The organism is Paenarthrobacter ureafaciens (assembly GCF_004028095.1).
GTDB classification, from domain to species: Bacteria; Actinomycetota; Actinomycetes; order Actinomycetales; family Micrococcaceae; genus Arthrobacter; species Arthrobacter ureafaciens.
The window spans coordinates 112,763-129,486 of record NZ_SBHM01000009.1 but is presented as its reverse complement, the minus strand read 5'-3'; the positions used below and the strand labels follow the sequence as shown (position 1 = coordinate 129,486).

At 62.0% G+C, this 16,724-nt stretch carries 14 protein-coding genes and 1 pseudogene; 11 read left to right on the top strand and 4 right to left on the bottom strand.

The genetic code is table 11. From position 1 onward, the window contains the following. The first annotated feature begins 124 nt into the window (after positions 1-124). Positions 125-856 carry a GntR family transcriptional regulator gene (locus AUR_RS19275; RefSeq protein ID WP_062096615.1) on the top strand — a complete coding sequence of 244 codons (732 nt, stop codon included), beginning with the start codon at positions 125-127 and terminating at the stop codon, positions 854-856. A 102-nt stretch (positions 857-958) separates the two neighbouring features. On the opposite strand, the pseudogene AUR_RS20650 reads toward AUR_RS19275, so the two are convergent. Both AUR_RS20650 and AUR_RS19260 read right to left on the bottom strand, forming a co-directional pair. Further along, positions 959-1,828, bottom strand: a pseudogene (locus tag AUR_RS20650) (NAD(P)/FAD-dependent oxidoreductase). A gap of 182 nt (positions 1,829-2,010) precedes the next feature. Further along, the gene (locus AUR_RS19260; RefSeq protein WP_241650982.1) at positions 2,011-2,910 is read right to left on the bottom strand and encodes a LysR family transcriptional regulator; all 900 of its coding nucleotides are present in this window, start codon (positions 2,908-2,910) and stop codon (positions 2,011-2,013) included. Positions 2,911-3,018: 108 nt separating this feature from the next. On the opposite strand from AUR_RS19260, the gene AUR_RS19255 reads away from it, so the two are divergent. From AUR_RS19255 to AUR_RS19245, 3 genes are all read left to right on the top strand, one after another. Continuing rightward, positions 3,019-4,167, top strand: a complete 1,149-nt coding sequence (locus AUR_RS19255) for an FAD-dependent oxidoreductase (protein ID WP_128397286.1) — start codon at positions 3,019-3,021, stop codon at positions 4,165-4,167. Continuing rightward, complete coding sequence (locus AUR_RS19250) at positions 4,167-5,420, top strand: allantoate amidohydrolase (RefSeq protein ID WP_062096607.1); 1,254 nt, start codon at positions 4,167-4,169, stop codon at positions 5,418-5,420. Before AUR_RS19255 ends, AUR_RS19250 begins: the two co-directional genes overlap by 1 nt. Positions 5,421-5,523: 103 nt before the next feature. After that, a complete protein-coding gene (locus AUR_RS19245) occupies positions 5,524-5,928 on the top strand; it encodes a hypothetical protein (RefSeq protein WP_062096605.1) in 405 nt (134 codons plus the stop codon). A gap of 466 nt (positions 5,929-6,394) precedes the next feature. On the opposite strand, the gene AUR_RS19240 is transcribed toward AUR_RS19245, so the two are convergent. Beyond that, on the bottom strand, positions 6,395-6,559 hold the full coding sequence (locus tag AUR_RS19240; RefSeq protein WP_241650981.1) for a hypothetical protein: 165 nt from the start codon (positions 6,557-6,559) through the stop codon (positions 6,395-6,397). Between the two features lie 187 nt (positions 6,560-6,746). On the opposite strand from AUR_RS19240, the gene AUR_RS19235 reads away from it, so the two are divergent. After that, positions 6,747-7,886 (top strand): FG-GAP-like repeat-containing protein, encoded by a 1,140-nt coding sequence (locus tag AUR_RS19235; protein WP_128397285.1) that lies wholly within the window; start codon positions 6,747-6,749, stop codon positions 7,884-7,886. Positions 7,887-7,912: 26 nt separating this feature from the next. On the opposite strand, the gene AUR_RS19230 is transcribed toward AUR_RS19235, so the two are convergent. Then, positions 7,913-8,764 (bottom strand): helix-turn-helix domain-containing protein, encoded by an 852-nt coding sequence (locus AUR_RS19230; RefSeq protein WP_164888710.1) that lies wholly within the window; start codon positions 8,762-8,764, stop codon positions 7,913-7,915. Between the two features lie 487 nt (positions 8,765-9,251). On the opposite strand from AUR_RS19230, the gene AUR_RS19225 reads away from it, so the two are divergent. From AUR_RS19225 to pdxA, 6 genes are all read left to right on the top strand, one after another. After that, on the top strand, positions 9,252-10,871 hold the full coding sequence (locus AUR_RS19225; protein WP_062096598.1) for an FAD-dependent oxidoreductase: 1,620 nt from the start codon (positions 9,252-9,254) through the stop codon (positions 10,869-10,871). A 16-nt stretch (positions 10,872-10,887) separates the two neighbouring features. Further along, a complete protein-coding gene (locus AUR_RS19220) occupies positions 10,888-12,186 on the top strand; it encodes an ABC transporter substrate-binding protein (RefSeq protein ID WP_062096596.1) in 1,299 nt (432 codons plus the stop codon). A 10-nt stretch (positions 12,187-12,196) separates the two neighbouring features. After that, a complete protein-coding gene (locus AUR_RS19215; RefSeq protein ID WP_062096594.1) occupies positions 12,197-13,153 on the top strand; it encodes a carbohydrate ABC transporter permease in 957 nt (318 codons plus the stop codon). After that, positions 13,143-14,024, top strand: coding sequence for a carbohydrate ABC transporter permease (locus tag AUR_RS19210; RefSeq protein ID WP_082694591.1), 882 nt, complete (start codon positions 13,143-13,145; stop codon positions 14,022-14,024). Before AUR_RS19215 ends, AUR_RS19210 begins: the two co-directional genes overlap by 11 nt. Before the next feature lie 282 nt (positions 14,025-14,306). Next, the gene (locus AUR_RS20645; RefSeq protein ID WP_062096591.1) at positions 14,307-15,641 is read left to right on the top strand and encodes a four-carbon acid sugar kinase family protein; all 1,335 of its coding nucleotides are present in this window, start codon (positions 14,307-14,309) and stop codon (positions 15,639-15,641) included. Next, positions 15,638-16,675, top strand: a complete 1,038-nt coding sequence (pdxA, locus tag AUR_RS20640; protein WP_062096589.1) for a 4-hydroxythreonine-4-phosphate dehydrogenase PdxA — start codon at positions 15,638-15,640, stop codon at positions 16,673-16,675. The genes AUR_RS20645 and pdxA overlap by 4 nt, the downstream gene beginning before the upstream one ends. Positions 16,676-16,724 lie beyond the last annotated feature (49 nt).

The window sequence follows — 16,724 nt, the reverse complement described above, 5'->3', positions numbered from 1 at the left end:
GTCTTTGTATTCGACTCGAATACATCGTATGTGGCACGGATCTCCATGGCCAGTGGTTTGGCCCACTTTTTTGAATTCAAGTGGAATACTAGGAGCGACGCATACCGAACCAAAGGGGAAAACCGTGGGCAAGCGCGATAGAAGTGCCCGTGACGGCGCCTACGAATTGCTGCGCGAGCAGATCCTTACCATGGTCCTGGCTCCAGGAAGCAAGGTTGACGAACAAACGCTGGCTGCCGAAATCGGAGCCAGTCGGACGCCGGTGCGGGAAGCGTTGGCACAACTTGCGATCGAAGGTCTCATCGACTCAGGCGAGCGTGGCGGGTACCACGTCAGCAACATCGATCTCACCGCATGCAGGGAGATGCTGGAAGCACAGATGATGGTGGCCCGCGCATCAACACACCTGCTGATCGCCCGCATTGATCAAGCCGGCCTTGGGCTACTCAGGGAGGCGACGGAGGCAGTCGACAATGCGGTCCATATCGGCGACCCGGCATTGATCGCAAGACGGAACGCCGAGCTTCATACTTTGGAAAGCCGTTTAGGCGGCAACCGCTACGTCACCGGGCTCTCTGAGCAGATCTATACCCACTCCCAGCGGCTCGCCTACATGAGTTTCAGGGGGGAAGGGGAACCCTCAGCACATTTGGCGGACCACTACCGCAACGTGTGCGCCGATCACTGGGACTACCTCAAAGCAGTAGAAGCCCGTGACCTGAAGGCAGCGGAAGACGTCGCCACGCGCCATGTCCATTTGTTCCAGTCACGGATCGTTTCCTTCTTCACCCAAAATGATCTGGCAGAAATGAACTTTTCGGGCCTGATCTCCGAGGACTCCAACGCCGTTCGCTAGCAATCACACCCTCGAACGTCGTTCAAGAACCTGCCGCGCTCCGTGGAAACGCGGTCATCCAGGCGGCCGACAGGACCCAAATAACGCCTATCAACCCCACTGTCAGCGCACCCCCGAGGCCGGAAGCCGAGGCGGCAAGGGCCGCACCGGCGGCAGTTGCCGTGGTGCGGAGGCCGGCGCCGACAGTGAAGATCTGCGATTTGAGATGGTCGGGACTGAGATGGCTACGAAGGAACAGCATGGCCGCCCAGGAAAGGCGTGCCCCTGCTTGCCCAAGCCCGGCCCCCACAACCCGGCACAGACCACGACGATGTCGGCTGCGGTGAAGTCGGTGCCCTCGGGGAGCAAATGTCCCTTCGATTGGTTGCCGGGGACGGGAGGAGTGGTGCGTACGTCCACCCCGCTGACGCGGCCGGCCTCGGTCCGGAAGCCCGTCACTTCGGTGTGTCCATAGAACAGCGCGCCGTTTTCGATCGCGCGACGGGCCTGCCATTCCACTGCCCGAACGGCCTTTACGACGCCGTCCGTCGGAGTGTGGAGGCCGCCATGATCGAGCTGGGATCCAACGCCGGGAACAGCTCACTACATTCCCCGGGGGTGACCATGCGGGAGGGTACGCCCCCAGGACTGTGCAAGGTTATGGCGGCGGTGCAGGTACTCCATGCGCTCGTCATCGCATGCCAATTCGAGGCCGCCGACGCGTTTGAGGATCCATTCCCCATCGAGCTCAAGGCCATCCAGTTTGTCCGAGGTGCGACGGGCGAGTTCCGTCATGACCGACGATCCTGTGGTCTGGAAAGCAAATCCCGGAGCGTGCGACGAAGAGCCGCCCGTTTCGTACAGGGGTCCTTGGTCAACGACTGTCACGGAGTTCATGCCGTGCCGGGTCAGGTCGTCCGCCAAGGCGGCGCCGACTACTCCTGCGCCGATGATGAGGATCCGTGTGTCTGCACCAAGTCGGGTGTTCCCCACGTGTTCTCCCTTGCACACCGTCTCGTCAATGATGCCGGTCAAATGGTCGTAATTCCGGCGGCGCGGAGCGCGCCGCCGGAATGATGTGAAAGTCTTTTTGGCCTGTGCTGGTCGGGTTCCGCGCACGTAGGCTGAATCCTAGGCAAGTTTTTTATGACGCCTGCTGGATAACTTTCGCGGACTTAGCCGCGATCAGGCCCCCGCAGGCAGGCAAGGAATTCGTATGCGGCGGGTGATGGGCTGCCGCCCCGTACAGTGTAGAGGGCGGTCTGCGGGTGTCCCGTGATGGGCCTGGTCATGAGGCCGGGCATCTGGAAGCGGCGGACGGATGAGGGCAGGATCGAAAGTCCGAGTCCGGCCGCGACCAAGCCGAGGACTGTTTCCTGGTGGATGGCCTGCTGCACTACCCGCGGAGGCGTTCCCACTTGGTCGAACAGACCCAGGACGCGGGCGACGAAGCCCGGCATGAGCCGGTAGGGAAAAAGGATCATCGGCTCTCCTTTCAGGTCCTGCGGGCGGATTTCGGTACGTGTTGCCAAGGGGTGGGCTTCGGGCAGGACGGCAACGAGGTCCTCGGCAGCGACCAACTCCATGGTCAAGCCGGGCACGTCGCCCGGGTCGCGAACGAGGCCAAGGTCCAGTTCGCCGTCGAGCAGTTGTTCGATCTGTTCCCCGCTGGTGAGCGGGCTCAGGACCAACTCCACCCGGGGCCGGCGTTTCCGGAAAGCGCCGATGGCTTCGGGGATGGTGGTGTAGCTGGCGGAACTGACGAACCCCACCCGCAGCCGGCCGCTGAGCCCGGCGGCCACACTGGCGACGTCGCCTGCGGCCTCGTCGAGTTCAGTCACCGCGCCTCGGATCCGGCCCTTGAAGGCTTCCCCTGCCGCGGTCAGCGTGACCTTCCGGGTGGTGCGGTCAAACAGCTGGACGCCAAGTTCTTTCTCCAGCCTGCGGATCGCTACCGTCAAGGGTGGCTGGGTCAGGTGCAACCGCTCGGCAGCCCGGCCAAAGTGAAGTTCGTCCGCGACGACGAGGAAATACCGCAGCTGCCTGAGTTCCATGACGATTCTTTCGACGAGCATTAACAATCTGTTCATAAATGATATTGGACGCAGACCATTCGCGGGTGAGTAACTGGATTCAGCGAACAAACCCGCAGCAAAAACCAACCCTCCAGAGGAGCACCACCCATGGAATCGTTCGAATACGTCGTTGTCGGAGCCGGGCTCTCCGGCGCAGCCACCGCCTGGCAACTGGCCGCCCGCGGCCATGATGTAGCCCTGCTGGAACGCACTACCCCGGCAAATGACGCCGGAAGCTCCCACGGTTCTGCCCGGATTTTCCGCTACGCCTATCCGGACGCCTTCTACACCGGCTTGGTCTTGGAAGCGAAGGCCGGCTGGGACGAACTCGCCCGCCTGTCCGGCAAGCAGCTCATCACCCCGACCGGAGCCGTGGATTACGGCGCCGTCCGCCAGCCTGAGCGTCTCGCAGCGGCCCTGTCCACTCATGGGATCGAGCACGAACTCGTCACCGCAAAGGAAGCCCAGGACCGGTGGGGCCAGATCGCCTTCGACACCGACGTTCTGTGGCACCCCGGAGCCGGCGTCATCGACGCGTATGAGTCCGTCGCGGCGATGGTGGACCAAGCGGTGACCCACGGCGCGGCACTGCACACCAACTGGGCCGTCGCTTCCATCAAGGGAACCGCCGGTGACTACATTCTGACTTCAGAGGACGCCCGTGCGTTCAAGGCCGCCAATGTCGTTGTCGCTGCCGGCGGCTGGCTCCCCCAGCTCCTCGGTTCCCTGTCCCTGCCCGCCGGCTTCCTGGCGGGCATGCCCCGCATCGAGGTCCGGCAGGAACAGGCCTACCACTTCCCCTACGCCGACCAAGCGGCAATCGAGACGTGGCCGACGTTCATCCACAAGCGTGAAGGCTGGCAGGCCTATGGGTTGCCGGGGGGCCGCGACGCCGGGTTCCGCGGCCAGAAAGTGGCCGAGTACAACGGCGGCAAGATCCTGCCCTCGGCTGCTGACCAGGACGGGCTGATCGACCCCGCCAACCGCCGCCGTGTCATTGACTACGTGGAAAAGTACCTCCCGGGCCTCGTGCCTGAACCCTACGCCGAGACCACCTGCCTCTTCACGAACACCCCCACCGAGGACTTCATCATTGACCGCGCCGGCGGCATCACAGTCCTCTCTCCCTGCTCCGGCCATGGCGCTAAGTTCGCCCCGCTCATCGGGCAGTTGGGTGCCGACCTCGCCACCGGCAGCGGAACCGTCCCGGAGCAGTTCCGCCTCGCCCCCCAGGCAACGGCAGCAGGAGCGCACTAATGCCAAACACCGGCAGCCTCACCAACCAGACCAGCACGACGCCGGCAACGGTGACCGGACTGATGTCCGACATCGCCGCCTTGGGCACCGACCCGATCCGCGGCGGCTACACACGCCCCGTGTACTCCACCGCTGAACTGGACCTCCGAAGCTGGTTTATCGACCAAGCCACCCAGCGTGGCCTGGCCGTGGAAACCGACCGCAACGGCGCCATCTGGGCCTGGTGGGACACTCCGGGCTGGAACCGAGCCAATGCCCTGGTCACCGGAAGCCACCTCGACTCCGTCCCCGGCGGTGGCCCCTTCGACGGACCCCTCGGCGTCGCCTCCGCGCTGGTGGCCGTGGACATCCTTAAGGCGCGCGGGACCAACCCAACCCGGCCACTCGCCGTCGTGGTTTTCCCTGAAGAAGAAGGCTCCCGCTTCGGTGTCGCGTGCCTCGGCTCCCGCCTGATGACCGGTGCCATCGACCCCGACAGAGCCCGCAACCTCCGCGACCCCGACGGCAATACCTTCGCCGACGTAGCCCGCGCCAACGGCCTGGACCCGCGCATTGTGGGCAAGGACGAGAAACTGCTGGGCCAGATCGGCGCGTTCGTGGAACTGCACGTCGAGCAAGGCCGCGGCTTGATCGACCTGAACCAGCCCATCGCCATCGCCTCCTCCATCCTCGGCCACGGCCGCTGGCGGCTGAGCATCAACGGCCAGGGCAACCACGCCGGCACCACCCTCATGGCAGACCGGCACGACCCCATGGTTGCCGCCTCCCGCACCGTGGTGGCCATCCGCGACACCGCCCGCGAACAACCCCACGCAAGGGCAACCGTCGGCAGGCTCCAACCCGTACCCGGCGGCACCAACGTCATCGCCTCCCGCGTGGACTTCTGGCTCGACGTCCGGCACCCCGACGACGCTGTCACCGCCGCGGTGGTAGAGACCATCCACCAGCAAGCCCGGTACATCGCCGCCGAAGAAGGCTGCACCGTGACCCTGACCGAAGAATCACTGAGCCCCACCGTCCACTTCGATGGTGGCCTGCAAGCACAACTGCAGCGCTCCCTTCCCGGCGCCCCCATCCTCGACACAGGGGCCGGTCACGACGCGGGCGTGCTGTCCCCGTTTGTCCCTACCGCCATGGTGTTTGTGCGCAACCCCAGCGGCGTCTCCCACTCCCCCGAAGAACACGTGGTGGACGAAGACGCGGAAACCGGGGCACAGGCCCTGGCAGACGCCCTCGCCGGCCTCCTGAACTGAATCGTCAACCAAGCACCCGCGCCACCATAGGCGCGGGTGCTTTCCTATCGCCCCGGGCAGCAATGACGATGCCCGGGATTCCCCATCCAGCAGAGGAAATACATTGAATCCGGCCGCCCCCGAACTGTACTCCATCCAAGACGGCAACGAAACTGCCGCCCACACCAATGTCTGGAGAATCCGAGAGGACCTGTGGGAGTACCTGACCTACACCGTTGAAAAGATGGGTCACGAGCTATCAGCCGACGCCGGCGAGCACCTGGCCTCGGACATTGTCAGGGTCTTGGACCAACTCCAGACAGTGGAAGGCTACTGGGCGCATCCCGGTATGGCCCCATCGATGGATTGCGGCTACTCGCCGATGAACGGGACTATGCCGGGTTGGGTGAAGCACTCGCCGCCATCAAACGACGACGGCGACGCCAAGACCCAGCGCCGGCACCAGCTTCCGCATCGGTTGAACACCCGTCCACCGTTGGGCGCCCGCATTTTGAGGTGCTGCTTGTAGATGACTGCACTGCTGAAGACGGGGCGTCGTTCATCCAGGCCATGCTGGCGCAAAGGCGCGCCCAGGATCCCTTTATTTACGACGTGAACATTGTTCCCAGCTAAGCAGTGGCAGAGCGCAGGGTCTGGGACGCCTTGGACGAGGACGAGGTATTGCTCCGAACCCTCTATACAGCAGGTGGAAATCCCGTCCTCGTGGAAGTTATTGAGAACCTCTAGCTCCAGTGCCGCCCCTACAAGGTCATCGGCGCCACCGAAGCCATCGATCACAACGATGAAAGCCTTTGGACGCCGCAACCCGCCATTCTGGAAGCAGCGCGGGCCAAGGACGTCACCAAGCTCACCAAACAGTCCCTGGCCAGCGCCCGCAAAGCGCCTGGAAAAGCGGCTCGAAGGGCACTGACGCCGGGCGTTCAGCAGCCCCCTATGTAGACGTCACGCCGTGCCCGCGCTATCCAGATCTATGCTCACGCGCCCTCAAGGCGGGTCAGCAGTTCAGCGTCGTGACTCATGACGAAATCCAAATCCTCACAGATCTCCCGCTGCCGGGCATAGCGCTGCAGTATCAACTCTGCCCCCTGCAACAACAGCTCGGATTTAGACGTGTGCTTCTCGGCCGCCAACTTCTCCAAACGAAAAACCAATACAATCTTTGCCCTTCACCCAAACAGCCAATCGCTGGTTCAGGTCGATGGAATAACCGAGGCACAGAAGAGCTTCCCATCCAAAGACACTGCCAGGGACATTGCGGTGAATTCAACTACCAACAAGGTGTACGTTGCATCGTCAGACGGGATCAGTGTCTACAAACCTACCGCTTTGACTTCCGATCTCGTGAGGACGATGTCGACCAGCTTCCACGAACTGGCCATTAATGAGAAGACCAACAGGCTCTACGCGACTAATGGATACAGCGCCACCGTCATCGACGGAACCGACAAAGCGCCGCAGCTCATCAGTCCGCCGATACCCCCGAAGGGGCGTGTCGGATCGCTCTACACAGGCAGCTTTGATTTTTCTGGATCCCTCACCCCGAAAATCCAGGTTGCCTCCGGATCGCTACCCCCGGGCGTGACACTGGTTAACGGCGCACTCAGCGGCATACCGACGGCCGCGGGCGTCTACAGTTTTCGTGTATCAGCTACGAACGGCATCAGCCCCGACGCGATAACTCCGATTGTCACCATCACGATCGACCCAAAAGACATACGTGGCGACTACAACAGCGACGGCAAGCCTGACGTGCTGGCGCGCGACACCGAGGGAAAACTTTGGCTGTACCCCGGAAATGGCAGCGGAGGGTGGTTAAGCCGAGCCCAGGTTGGTCAAGGCTGGAATGTGATGACCGAAATCGCGGCGCCCGGTGACTTCACCGGGGACGGCAGGGATGACCTTCTGGCCCGCGACAGCAGTGACACGCTGTGGCTCTATCCCGGAGACGGGCGAGGCGGCTGGCTCCCGCGCAGCGCAATCGGATGGGGGTGGGGCGCTGTGGATACCATGTTCCCCATCGGTGACCTTGACCTTGATGGAAATGCGGACATCATAGGCCGTACCAACCGCTACTGCTCCTTGATCCACTACCGGGGTAACGGCAGGGGCGGGTGGGCAGGACAATTGCACGTAGGTTACAGCTTCGAATCCCTGAATTACCTCGGCGGAATCGGCGATATCAATGGAAACGGCACGCAGGACTTCGTTGGCCGGGATGCCGTGGGGACGCTCTGGCTGTGTTGGGGCGGAAGCGGCACCATCGGAAACGGCCCTGCCATTGGGTGGGGTTGGAACGTCATGACAGCCATCGCTACCCCCGGCGACTTCAATGGCGACGGCAACGTCGATCTTCTGGCGCGTGATTCAGCGGGAACACTGTGGCTCTACCCCGGGAACGGCAAACTGGGCTGGCTTCCCAGAGTTCAGGTCGGGACCGGCTGGAACGTCATGAACGCCATCATCTGAAGCCTAGGTTTCCACAAGCAAAACATTCAGATTCTCCGGTTGGCGTCACTACTGCTGTGAGCGGACAATTCTCCCCAGTTGGACCTGCGAAGCTCTGAGGGCGCCATTCCGGTGGATTCCTTGACCTTTCGAGCAAAGTGAAAGCTCGTCTTGAAACCGCTCATTGCGGCCACCGTCCCGATCGGAAGGCCAGTGCTGGTCAACAGGACGATCCCATGCGTCACTCGTCGTTCCCACAGGTAGTGAATGGGGGTGGTGCCCATGTGTTCCCTGAAAAGTCGGACGAGATATGCGGGCGTGACGTTAGCGGCGCTGGCGATCGCACTCAAGGTCAACTCTTCGCTGAGGAGTTGATGGATGAACAGGCGCGCCGCTTCGATTGGCTCCGGCAGGGCAGCAGGAGAATTTTCAAGCTCCGCGATGAACCTCCATAACAGCGCCGTGGAAAGGGCGTCCACCAGGGCTCCCTGAGCCGTCAAACGCGTCTGTTCACTCGTCAGCGCCTCCCGTGCAAGGTACGTGAGCGCTGACGAGAGCTTTCGGACTGGTGGAACACTCTCCAGCCACTCTGCCATGCCGGCAGTCAGTCCGAGGAAGTCGCCCCGCAGGAGCGTTTGCCGGGTCATCTTATGCGGGAACGAAATTTCTTCACGGTGCCCTGGCAGGAGAATGCACATGTGCCCCGCGTGCACCTCGTAGGGCGGACGTTCGTCGATGACCACCTTCATTGAACCCGAGTGGATGAGAAGCATCTGAACATGCCGCTGAAGTCGGGGACCGACTTGTGAGCCAGGCGGCTGGTCAACGCTTGCGACAACCGCGTTGATGATGCGAAGACGCCTGGACTCAATATCAATCTCAGACACAATCTGGCTCATCTCGTCCATGGTATGTCATGCGGCATCAATGATTGGCTAGAGGGGTGAAAGTCACAGTTGTGATGGCAGGTAAATCCCTTAGAGAGGATTGCCGGCCCTACGATTCAGGTTAGAAACGCCTCTTAAGGCCACGACGCCGGAGATCGTCTTGGAATGTTCCTTGACCTTCGGAGGCCAATCCACGTCCAAACGACTGGACGGTCTCAGGATCACTCCATGTTGTTGCTGGGCGGCGGTAAGCGACCGGTTGCTTCTCCAGGAAGCATCGCCAGGGTTGGACGAAAGAAATTCTCGCGCCGTCAGCCCGTCAGAGTTCATTCAATGATGCTGCAGGGAAGCATGCCTTTACCCCGGGAATCGGAGCAAGGCCAGCCCTGCCGATCACCCCTGCCCGGATGCCAGTCGCTAATCTGCGCCTCCGCCCATCCGCGCAGCGCACGAACCATTACGAGCCGAACCGTTCGGCTCGCCGATTGAAAGAATGTTAATGACTGATGTTCAAACCGATGTCCTGATTGTCGGCGGCGGTCTGGGCGGTGTCGCAGCCGCCCTTGCGGCCCTCAAGGCTGGCCGGCACGTCGTCCTCACGGAGCAGTACCCGTGGCTGGGTGGTCAGCTCACCAGTCAGGCGGTGCCGATGGACGAGCACCGCTGGGTCGAGCAGTTTGGTGTAACCGCCTCCTACCGAAAACTCCGCAATGGGATTCGCGATTATTACCGGAACTGGTATCCGCTGACTGAAGAGGCCCGGGGAAGAGAAGACCTGAACCCGGGCGCCGGAACTGTAAGCGCCGTGTGTGCAGAACCGCGCGTCGCTGTCGCCGTGATTGATGCAATGCTCTCACCCTTTACGGGGACGGGCCGGCTGACGGTGATTCAGCCGGCGGTGCCGGTAGGTGCCGAGATGGACGGGAACCGGATCAAGCGGGTCACTGTCCGCAGCGAGGGCACATCCGAGGAAACCGTGATCAGCGCGCACTATGTGCTGGACGCAACGGAAACCGGGGACCTGCTTCCGTTCGTCGGCGCTGAATACGTCGTTGGCGCCGAGTCCCGGCACCAGACGGGAGAGCCTAGCGCCCCGGAAACGCCGGATCCTGACAATGTCCAGGCACTGTCCTGGTGTTTCGTCATCGATCACGTCGAGGGAAACCACGTCATCGACAAGCCCCGCGATTACGAGTACTGGCGCAAATACCAGCCGGAGTTCTGGGGCGCACCAATGCTGTCCCTCACCGGACCACGACCCCAGACCCTTGAAACGCTCACGAGGACTTTCACACCGGACATCGACGACGAGCCCTTGGAAACAATCGGCTGCCACGGACCGGGAAACAGCGGGAGACCCCCGGGCGATCGTGAGCTATGGACTTTCCGGCGCATCCTTGCCAGGAAGCTGTTCCGGGAAGGGCACTTCGACAGTGACCTTGTGTTGGTCAACTGGCCCATGATCGATTACCTCGATGGTTCGATCATCGATAATCCCGGTGCGGAAAAGCACCTCGAAGCCGCACGTCAGCTCTCGTATTCGATGTTCTACTGGCTCCAAACCGAAGCACCCCGTCCCGATGGGGGGAAGGGCTGGCCAGGACTGCGTCTGCGGGGCGACATCACCGGAACCCGGGACGGGCTGGCCCAAGCGCCCTATATCCGCGAATCCCGGCGCATCAAGGCCGAGTACACCGTGGTGGAAGGCGATCTCTCCCTGGCTGTCCGGGGGCACGGCGCGCCCACCACTTTCCCTGACAGTGTGGGCGTGGGGATGTACCGGATCGATTTGCATCCCTCCACCGGTGGGGACAACTACGTAGACGTCGCCTCGGCGCCCTTTGAAATTCCCCTCGGATCATTCATTCCCGTCCGTCTGGAGAACCTCCTTCCAGCCGGTAAGAACATTGGCACGACCCACATCACCAACGGCGCTTTCCGACTTCACCCCGTCGAATGGAACATCGGTGAAGTTGCCGGTTGGCTGGCATCCTTCTGCCTCGCAAATTCCACTGACCCCCGCACCGTCCGCAACACACCCCACCTCCTGGAGGAATTCCAGAACCTGCTAACCCGGGAAGGCGTCGAGCTGCACTGGCCCGACGTCACCGGCTACTGAAACGAGGAGCACGATCATGAAACCAGCAAAGACGCTGACAGGAGTAACACTGCTGGCAGCGGTGTCGCTTGCGCTCTCCGCCTGCGGCGGTCCCGGCCCCGCAGCAGCCCCAACGTCCGCAGCTCCCGGCAGTGTGTCGCTGCGCTTGACCACTTGGACGGCTGACGCGAACCAGCTCGCTCTGTTCAAGTCCATCGCAGACGAATACAAAACGACCCACCCGGAAATCAAGGACATCACTTTCGATTCCCTCCCCTCGGCGGACTACACAAAGACGTTGACCACCCAGATCGCTGGAGGAAACGGTCCGGACTTGGCCTGGGTTCCGGAAAGCGACGCACCGGACTTCGTGGAGTCGGGGGCACTGGCTCCGCTCACTGACACTTTCAAGGCCACTCCCGGCTACAACTACGACGACCTCAAAACTGACTTCGCGAAACTCTGGACCCGGGATGGCGAGCTCTACGCATACCCGTTCTCCACCTCACCCTTCGTCATGTTTGCCAACGACGACATCCTCAAGAACGCAGGCCTGCCCAGCTCCGCAGAACTCAAAGCCCAGGGCAAATGGAACTGGAACGACCTGTCCAAGGTCGGTGCCCAAGTCCATGAAAAGACCGGCAAAGACGGCATCATCATCCGCGATTTCAATTACGCTCAACCATTGCTGCTTCTATCGCTGTGGAAGGGCTGGGGTGCTTCTCCATGGAGTGAGGACGGCAAGAAATGCACGTTTGCTTCCCCCGAAATGACCGGCGCCTTTGAGTACCTGCACGAAGGGATCTTCGGGAGCAAGGCGTTTCCCGGGCCGGGGACCAGCCCCGACTTCTTCGCCGGGGGATCGGCCTTAACCGTGTCACAAATTTCCCGGGCTTCGCTGTTGAAGAACGCTCAATTTGGCTGGAACGTGCTGCCTTTGCCGTCCGGACCGAAGGGCGACTATTCCGTGATCGGCCAGGCTGCAATGGCTGCGCTGCAGAACAGCAAGAATCCCGAGGCAGCGAAGCAGTTCCTGGCTTACTTCACCAACCCGGACAATTCGAGGCAGCTGGCCCAGTACTTCCCGCCGCCGCGGACCTCGCTGCTGAATGCTGAGACGCTGACAGCCACCAACCCACTGCTGAGCAAGGACCAGATCCAGAACACAGTGATCAAGTCTCTGGAAAACGTGCCGCCCAAACCCCAGCACACGAGTTCGGCAGATCTCGCGAGCAAGATCAAGGTGGCCCTTGATCCCATGTGGCAGGAAAATGCCGACGTCCCCGGCGTGCTGAAGAGCGTTTGCACGGCCATCGATCCGATTCTGGCTGTCTAGGACCAAAGCCATGTCCCTTATCGATAAAGTCTCCCCGGCGCGGGAAACCACCCGCGCCGGGGAGAGGGGCCCCAAGCGGGCTCCCTTCCTGACCTCCAGGCGGCGGGATGCACTGACCGGTTACGCCTTCATCACGCCGCAGCTGCTGGGCATCGTTGGCTTCGTGCTGTTTCCCCTGGCTTTGGTCTTCTACTACAGCTTCAACGAGTGGAACGTCCTGGCCGGAACCTTCAAATCCGTGGGAGGCGCGAACTATGAAAAGCTCCTCGCAGACCCACAGCTTCCCTCCGTCCTTGCGGCCACCACGGTGTTCTCGATCTGCCTCGTTGGCATAAACATCCCTCTGGCCCTTCTGCTGGCCGTCCTGCTCAACCGTCAGGGCAAGGGAATTACGGTTTTCCGTACTATCTTCTTCTCCCCCGTGGTCGTCTCAGTGGTGGCGTGGACCCTCGTTTGGGGCTTCATGCTCCAAGACAACGGCGGGATCAACGGTATTCTCCAGACTTTCGGGATCACGGGACCGAACTGGCTGCGCACCGGCCCAACCGCAATGGCCGCCGTCGTCACCACCTACGTCTTCAAGAACGTCGGCCTCAACATGGTGCTGTTCCTTGCCGCTCTCCAAGGGGTTCCCTCCGAGCTATATGAGGCCGCGAAGGTCGACGGCGCGACACGATGGGTCCTGTTACGCCGCATCACGCTTCCCCTGATTTCGCCCACTCTCCTGCTCACAATCATCATCACGATCGTGGGCTCCCTGCAGGCTTTCGCCCAGATCGCCGTGCTCACTCAGGGCGGGCCAGGATTGTCCACAACAGTCTTGGTCTACTACGTGTTCCAGCAGGCATTCGAATTCCACCATTTTGGATATGGTTCAACACTTTCACTCCTCCTCTTCGTGATTGTCCTTGTCCTCACCGTCGTCCAGTGGCAAATGCGCAAGAAATGGGTCTTCCATGAGAACTAAACCGACGGTACCGCGTCTCCTCTTCCGGCAAGCCGGCAAGAAACTGCGGTGGAGTCGCATCGCCCTATATGCCGGGCTTGCCATCATGGCCCTGCCATTCGTTATGCCGACCTGGTGGATGATGATTTCGTCATTCAAAACAGTCAACGAACTGCTGGCTTTCCCACCCACCATATGGCCGAACACACCCACCATCGAGGCCTACATCCAGGCCTTTACGTTCCAGCCGTTCGCGCGCCAATACTTCAATAGTCTCTACATCGCCGCCATCGTAACGATAACCACGATGATCACCTCGTCGCTGGCGGGCTACGCCTTCGCAAGAATCCGGTTCCGGGGCCAAAACGTACTCTTCCTCATCGTCCTCACTGGAATGCTCGTCCCCACCGAAGTGACCATCATTCCGCTGTTCCAGATGTTCAACTCACTGGGGCTTATCAATACGCACTGGCCCCTGATCCTCGTCACCGCGATCGGAGCCCCAAGCGTGCTGGCAACTTTCATCATGCGCCAGTTCTTCATTGCCCTGCCCGTAGAACTGGAAGAAGCCGCCAGGCTCGACGGACTTGGACGGACAGCCATCTGGTGGAAAATCGCAATGCCCCTCGCCAAATCTGCCCTTGCCGCCGTCGCAATCTTCACGTTCCTCCACGTCTGGAACCTCTATCTCGAGCCCACCGTTTACCTCTCATCGCCGGAACTCTTCACGCTCCCCCAAGCACTGACAAGATTCACCGACGCGTACAGCGGACCCATGTGGAACGTGCAAATGGCAGCGGCGACAATGACCGCCGTCCCGGTTCTCATCGTCTTCGTCTTCGCCCAGCGCCAATTTGTCGAAGGCCTCGCCCAATCCGGCCTCAAAGGTTAACGATGCCTGCCGGGGGCCACGCGTGTCAGTGTGGACGGTAGATTCCCACGTCACCGTGGCCCCAGGCGCCTCAGGAGGAGACGGAGCCGGCAGCCGTTGACGGCTTTTCCGGGATGCGCGCCGGCTGGCGGCCGGATGGGTGCGCCGAATGTTGTGTCGATCACTTTGCCGTCTATGCGCATTTTACGCAACCAACTAGCGTGGTTCGCGCATCCATGCCAGAATGCTCGAAAGCCTCCCGCTGAACGGCGGGTACCTGCCGCCACAGACGAAAGGAGCAACGTGGCTTCCGTATTTGTGCAAGCCGACGATTTCTCCGGCGCCGCCGAGGTTGGCTATTGCTTTGTCCAGCACGGCTTTTCCACGCAGGTCGTGCTGGGAACGCACGACGGCGGTTCCCCCTTCGCGATGGCCCGCACCGACGTTGTGGTCGTCGACTCGCACTCACGAGGGCTCCCCGGTGCCACGGCGGAAGCACTGGTACGGGACGCCTTCGCTTGTCCTGCGGCGCTGGGGGCTAAGGTTGCTTTCAAGAAGATCGACTCTCTATGGCGCGGGAACATCGGCGCCGAGGTGGCGGCACTGACTGTCTTAGGCTTCCACGCCGTGGTTGCCGGCGCTCTCCCCCAGCTGCACCGCTCCGTTTTGAATGGAAAGCCTTTGGTGGCTGGCACTGCTTTGGCGGATACCAACCTGTGGCAGGCCGAGGTTCTTGAACCACCCGCTGATATTCCGTCATTGCTCCGTTCCGAAGATTCCACGCCACTGCGGGCCCTGGATCTGGCCGCGGTCCGCTCAGGATTACTGCCGCAGAAAATGTCGGCCGCGCTGGAATCCGTTCATCCCTCCATCATCGTGGTGGACGGCGAGACGGTCCAAGACCTGCAGGACGTGGCGGACGCGCTGCTGCATCTTGGCTTCCAGGCCTCCAACCGCCGTATCGTCCTCGTGGGTACTGGCGGAACCGCCGACGTCCTTGCGCAGCGCCTCGCTGCGCAACATACCGCCGCTCAACCTGCGCAAAACGCGCAATCATCGCACGCAGACGGAACCACCACGGAAGTGCAGCACGGCACCAGGCCGGTGCTCGCCGTCGTCGGCTCTGCTTCGGCAACAGCACAGGCCCAACTGGAGCGGCTGGACACTTTCGCCGTGGTGAGGCTGCACCCGCAGCAGGCCGGTATGAACGGCGCCTATCAAAAACAGCTTGACGACCTGCAGCGATCCCTTGCGGCAGGCACAGATGTAGCCGTCACCATGGCTGGAGGAATCGTGGACCCGGCCTCGGCCGCCGGCATCGTCAGGTCCCTGTCCGCATTTGCGGCACAAGCAGCACGGGGAACAACGGCCGACCTGATCCTCACCGGCGGTGAGACGGCCCGGGAAGTCCTGGACGCCGTCGGACTTCAACAATTGGTGCCGATCGCGGCCGTGCAACACGGGGCGGTACTCACCCGCGCCGATGACGGAACGCTCGTGGGCACCAAACCCGGCAGCTTCGGCGACGAGCTTGCCCTCTTGCAGCTATACAACGAAATACGGGAGCGCCGCGGCCAATCCATGCCAGTGCCTACCACTTCCCCCGCACGACTTTCGAACCAACTGGAGCAGAAATGACAACGACCGCCAGCACCACAGCAGAGCAAAACAAATTGCCCTACGTAGCCGTGACAATGGGCGACGGCGCCGGGGTCGGCCCGGAGGTGGTGGTGGCCGCCGTGCTGGATCCGCAGAGCAACGCAGAGTGCCGTCCAGTGGTGATCGGCGACGCGCTGCGCCTTCGCCAGGCCGCGGACGTTTTGGGCATTGAGGCCGATATCCAGAGCATCGAAAACGTGGAGGACGCGGTGTTCACGCCGGGCCGGGTGAACGTGATCGATCTGGCGTTATTGCCCGAAGACCTGCCGTGGGGGCAGCTCTCCTCCGTGGCCGGGCACGGCGCGTATGAGTACATCCGGGTGGCCGGCGAGCTTGCGATGGCAGGTAAGGTGCAGGCCATTTGCACGGCGCCGTTGAATAAGGAGGCGCTGCACTCGGCGGGGCACATCTACCCCGGGCACACTGAACTGCTGGCGCACCTCACGGGGACCGAAGAAGTATCCATGATGCTCTCCACTCCCAAGATCCGGGTAATCCACGTGACCACGCACATCGGGCTGGTGGATGCCGTGCGCAAGATCAACCCTGGCCTGGTGGAGCGCACCATCCGCCGGGGACACGAGGCACTGGTCCGCGCGGGCATCCTCAACCCGAAGATCGGCGTCTGCGCCATCAATCCGCACGCAGGCGAGAACGGACTGTTCGGACAGGGCGAGGAAGCGGAGAAGATCGAGCCCGGCGTCAAAGCAGCACAGGCAGCCGGAATCAACGCGGTAGGTCCGCTGCCCGCGGACACACTGTTCTTCCTGGCCGGACGCGGCGACTACGACCTCGTCGTTGCCATGTACCACGATCAGGGACACGGCCCCGTGAAGGTGCTGGGGATCGAAGCCGGAGTGAACATCACTGTGGGCCTGCCGGTGATCCGGACGTCCGTGGACCACGGCACCGCGTTCGACATCGCCGGCAAGGCGATCGCCGATCCGCGGTCCATGGTCGAGGCGCTCCACCAGGCGGCTGAAATGGCCACCCGACCCGCGCCGGCCGGCTAGGTCTTTGAGGGCTGGGCGGGCGGCGGTGCGGCGGGTACTTGCGCCGGGC

Excerpts from the sequence above, each read along its gene's own strand:
- AUR_RS19260 (WP_241650982.1), bottom strand. The coding sequence starts at position 2,910 with ATGCTCGTCGAAAGAATCGTCATGGAACTCAGGCAGCTGCGGTATTTC.
- AUR_RS19255 (WP_128397286.1), top strand. The coding sequence starts at position 3,019 with ATGGAATCGTTCGAATACGTCGTTGTCGGAGCCGGGCTCTCCGGCGCA.
- AUR_RS19250 (WP_062096607.1), top strand. The coding sequence starts at position 4,167 with ATGCCAAACACCGGCAGCCTCACCAACCAGACCAGCACGACGCCGGCA.
- AUR_RS19230 (WP_164888710.1), bottom strand. The coding sequence starts at position 8,764 with ATGAGCCAGATTGTGTCTGAGATTGATATTGAGTCCAGGCGTCTTCGC.
- AUR_RS19225 (WP_062096598.1), top strand. The coding sequence starts at position 9,252 with ATGACTGATGTTCAAACCGATGTCCTGATTGTCGGCGGCGGTCTGGGC.
- AUR_RS19220 (WP_062096596.1), top strand. The coding sequence starts at position 10,888 with ATGAAACCAGCAAAGACGCTGACAGGAGTAACACTGCTGGCAGCGGTG.
- AUR_RS19215 (WP_062096594.1), top strand. The coding sequence starts at position 12,197 with ATGTCCCTTATCGATAAAGTCTCCCCGGCGCGGGAAACCACCCGCGCC.
- AUR_RS19210 (WP_082694591.1), top strand. The coding sequence starts at position 13,143 with ATGAGAACTAAACCGACGGTACCGCGTCTCCTCTTCCGGCAAGCCGGC.
- pdxA (WP_062096589.1), top strand. The coding sequence starts at position 15,638 with ATGACAACGACCGCCAGCACCACAGCAGAGCAAAACAAATTGCCCTAC.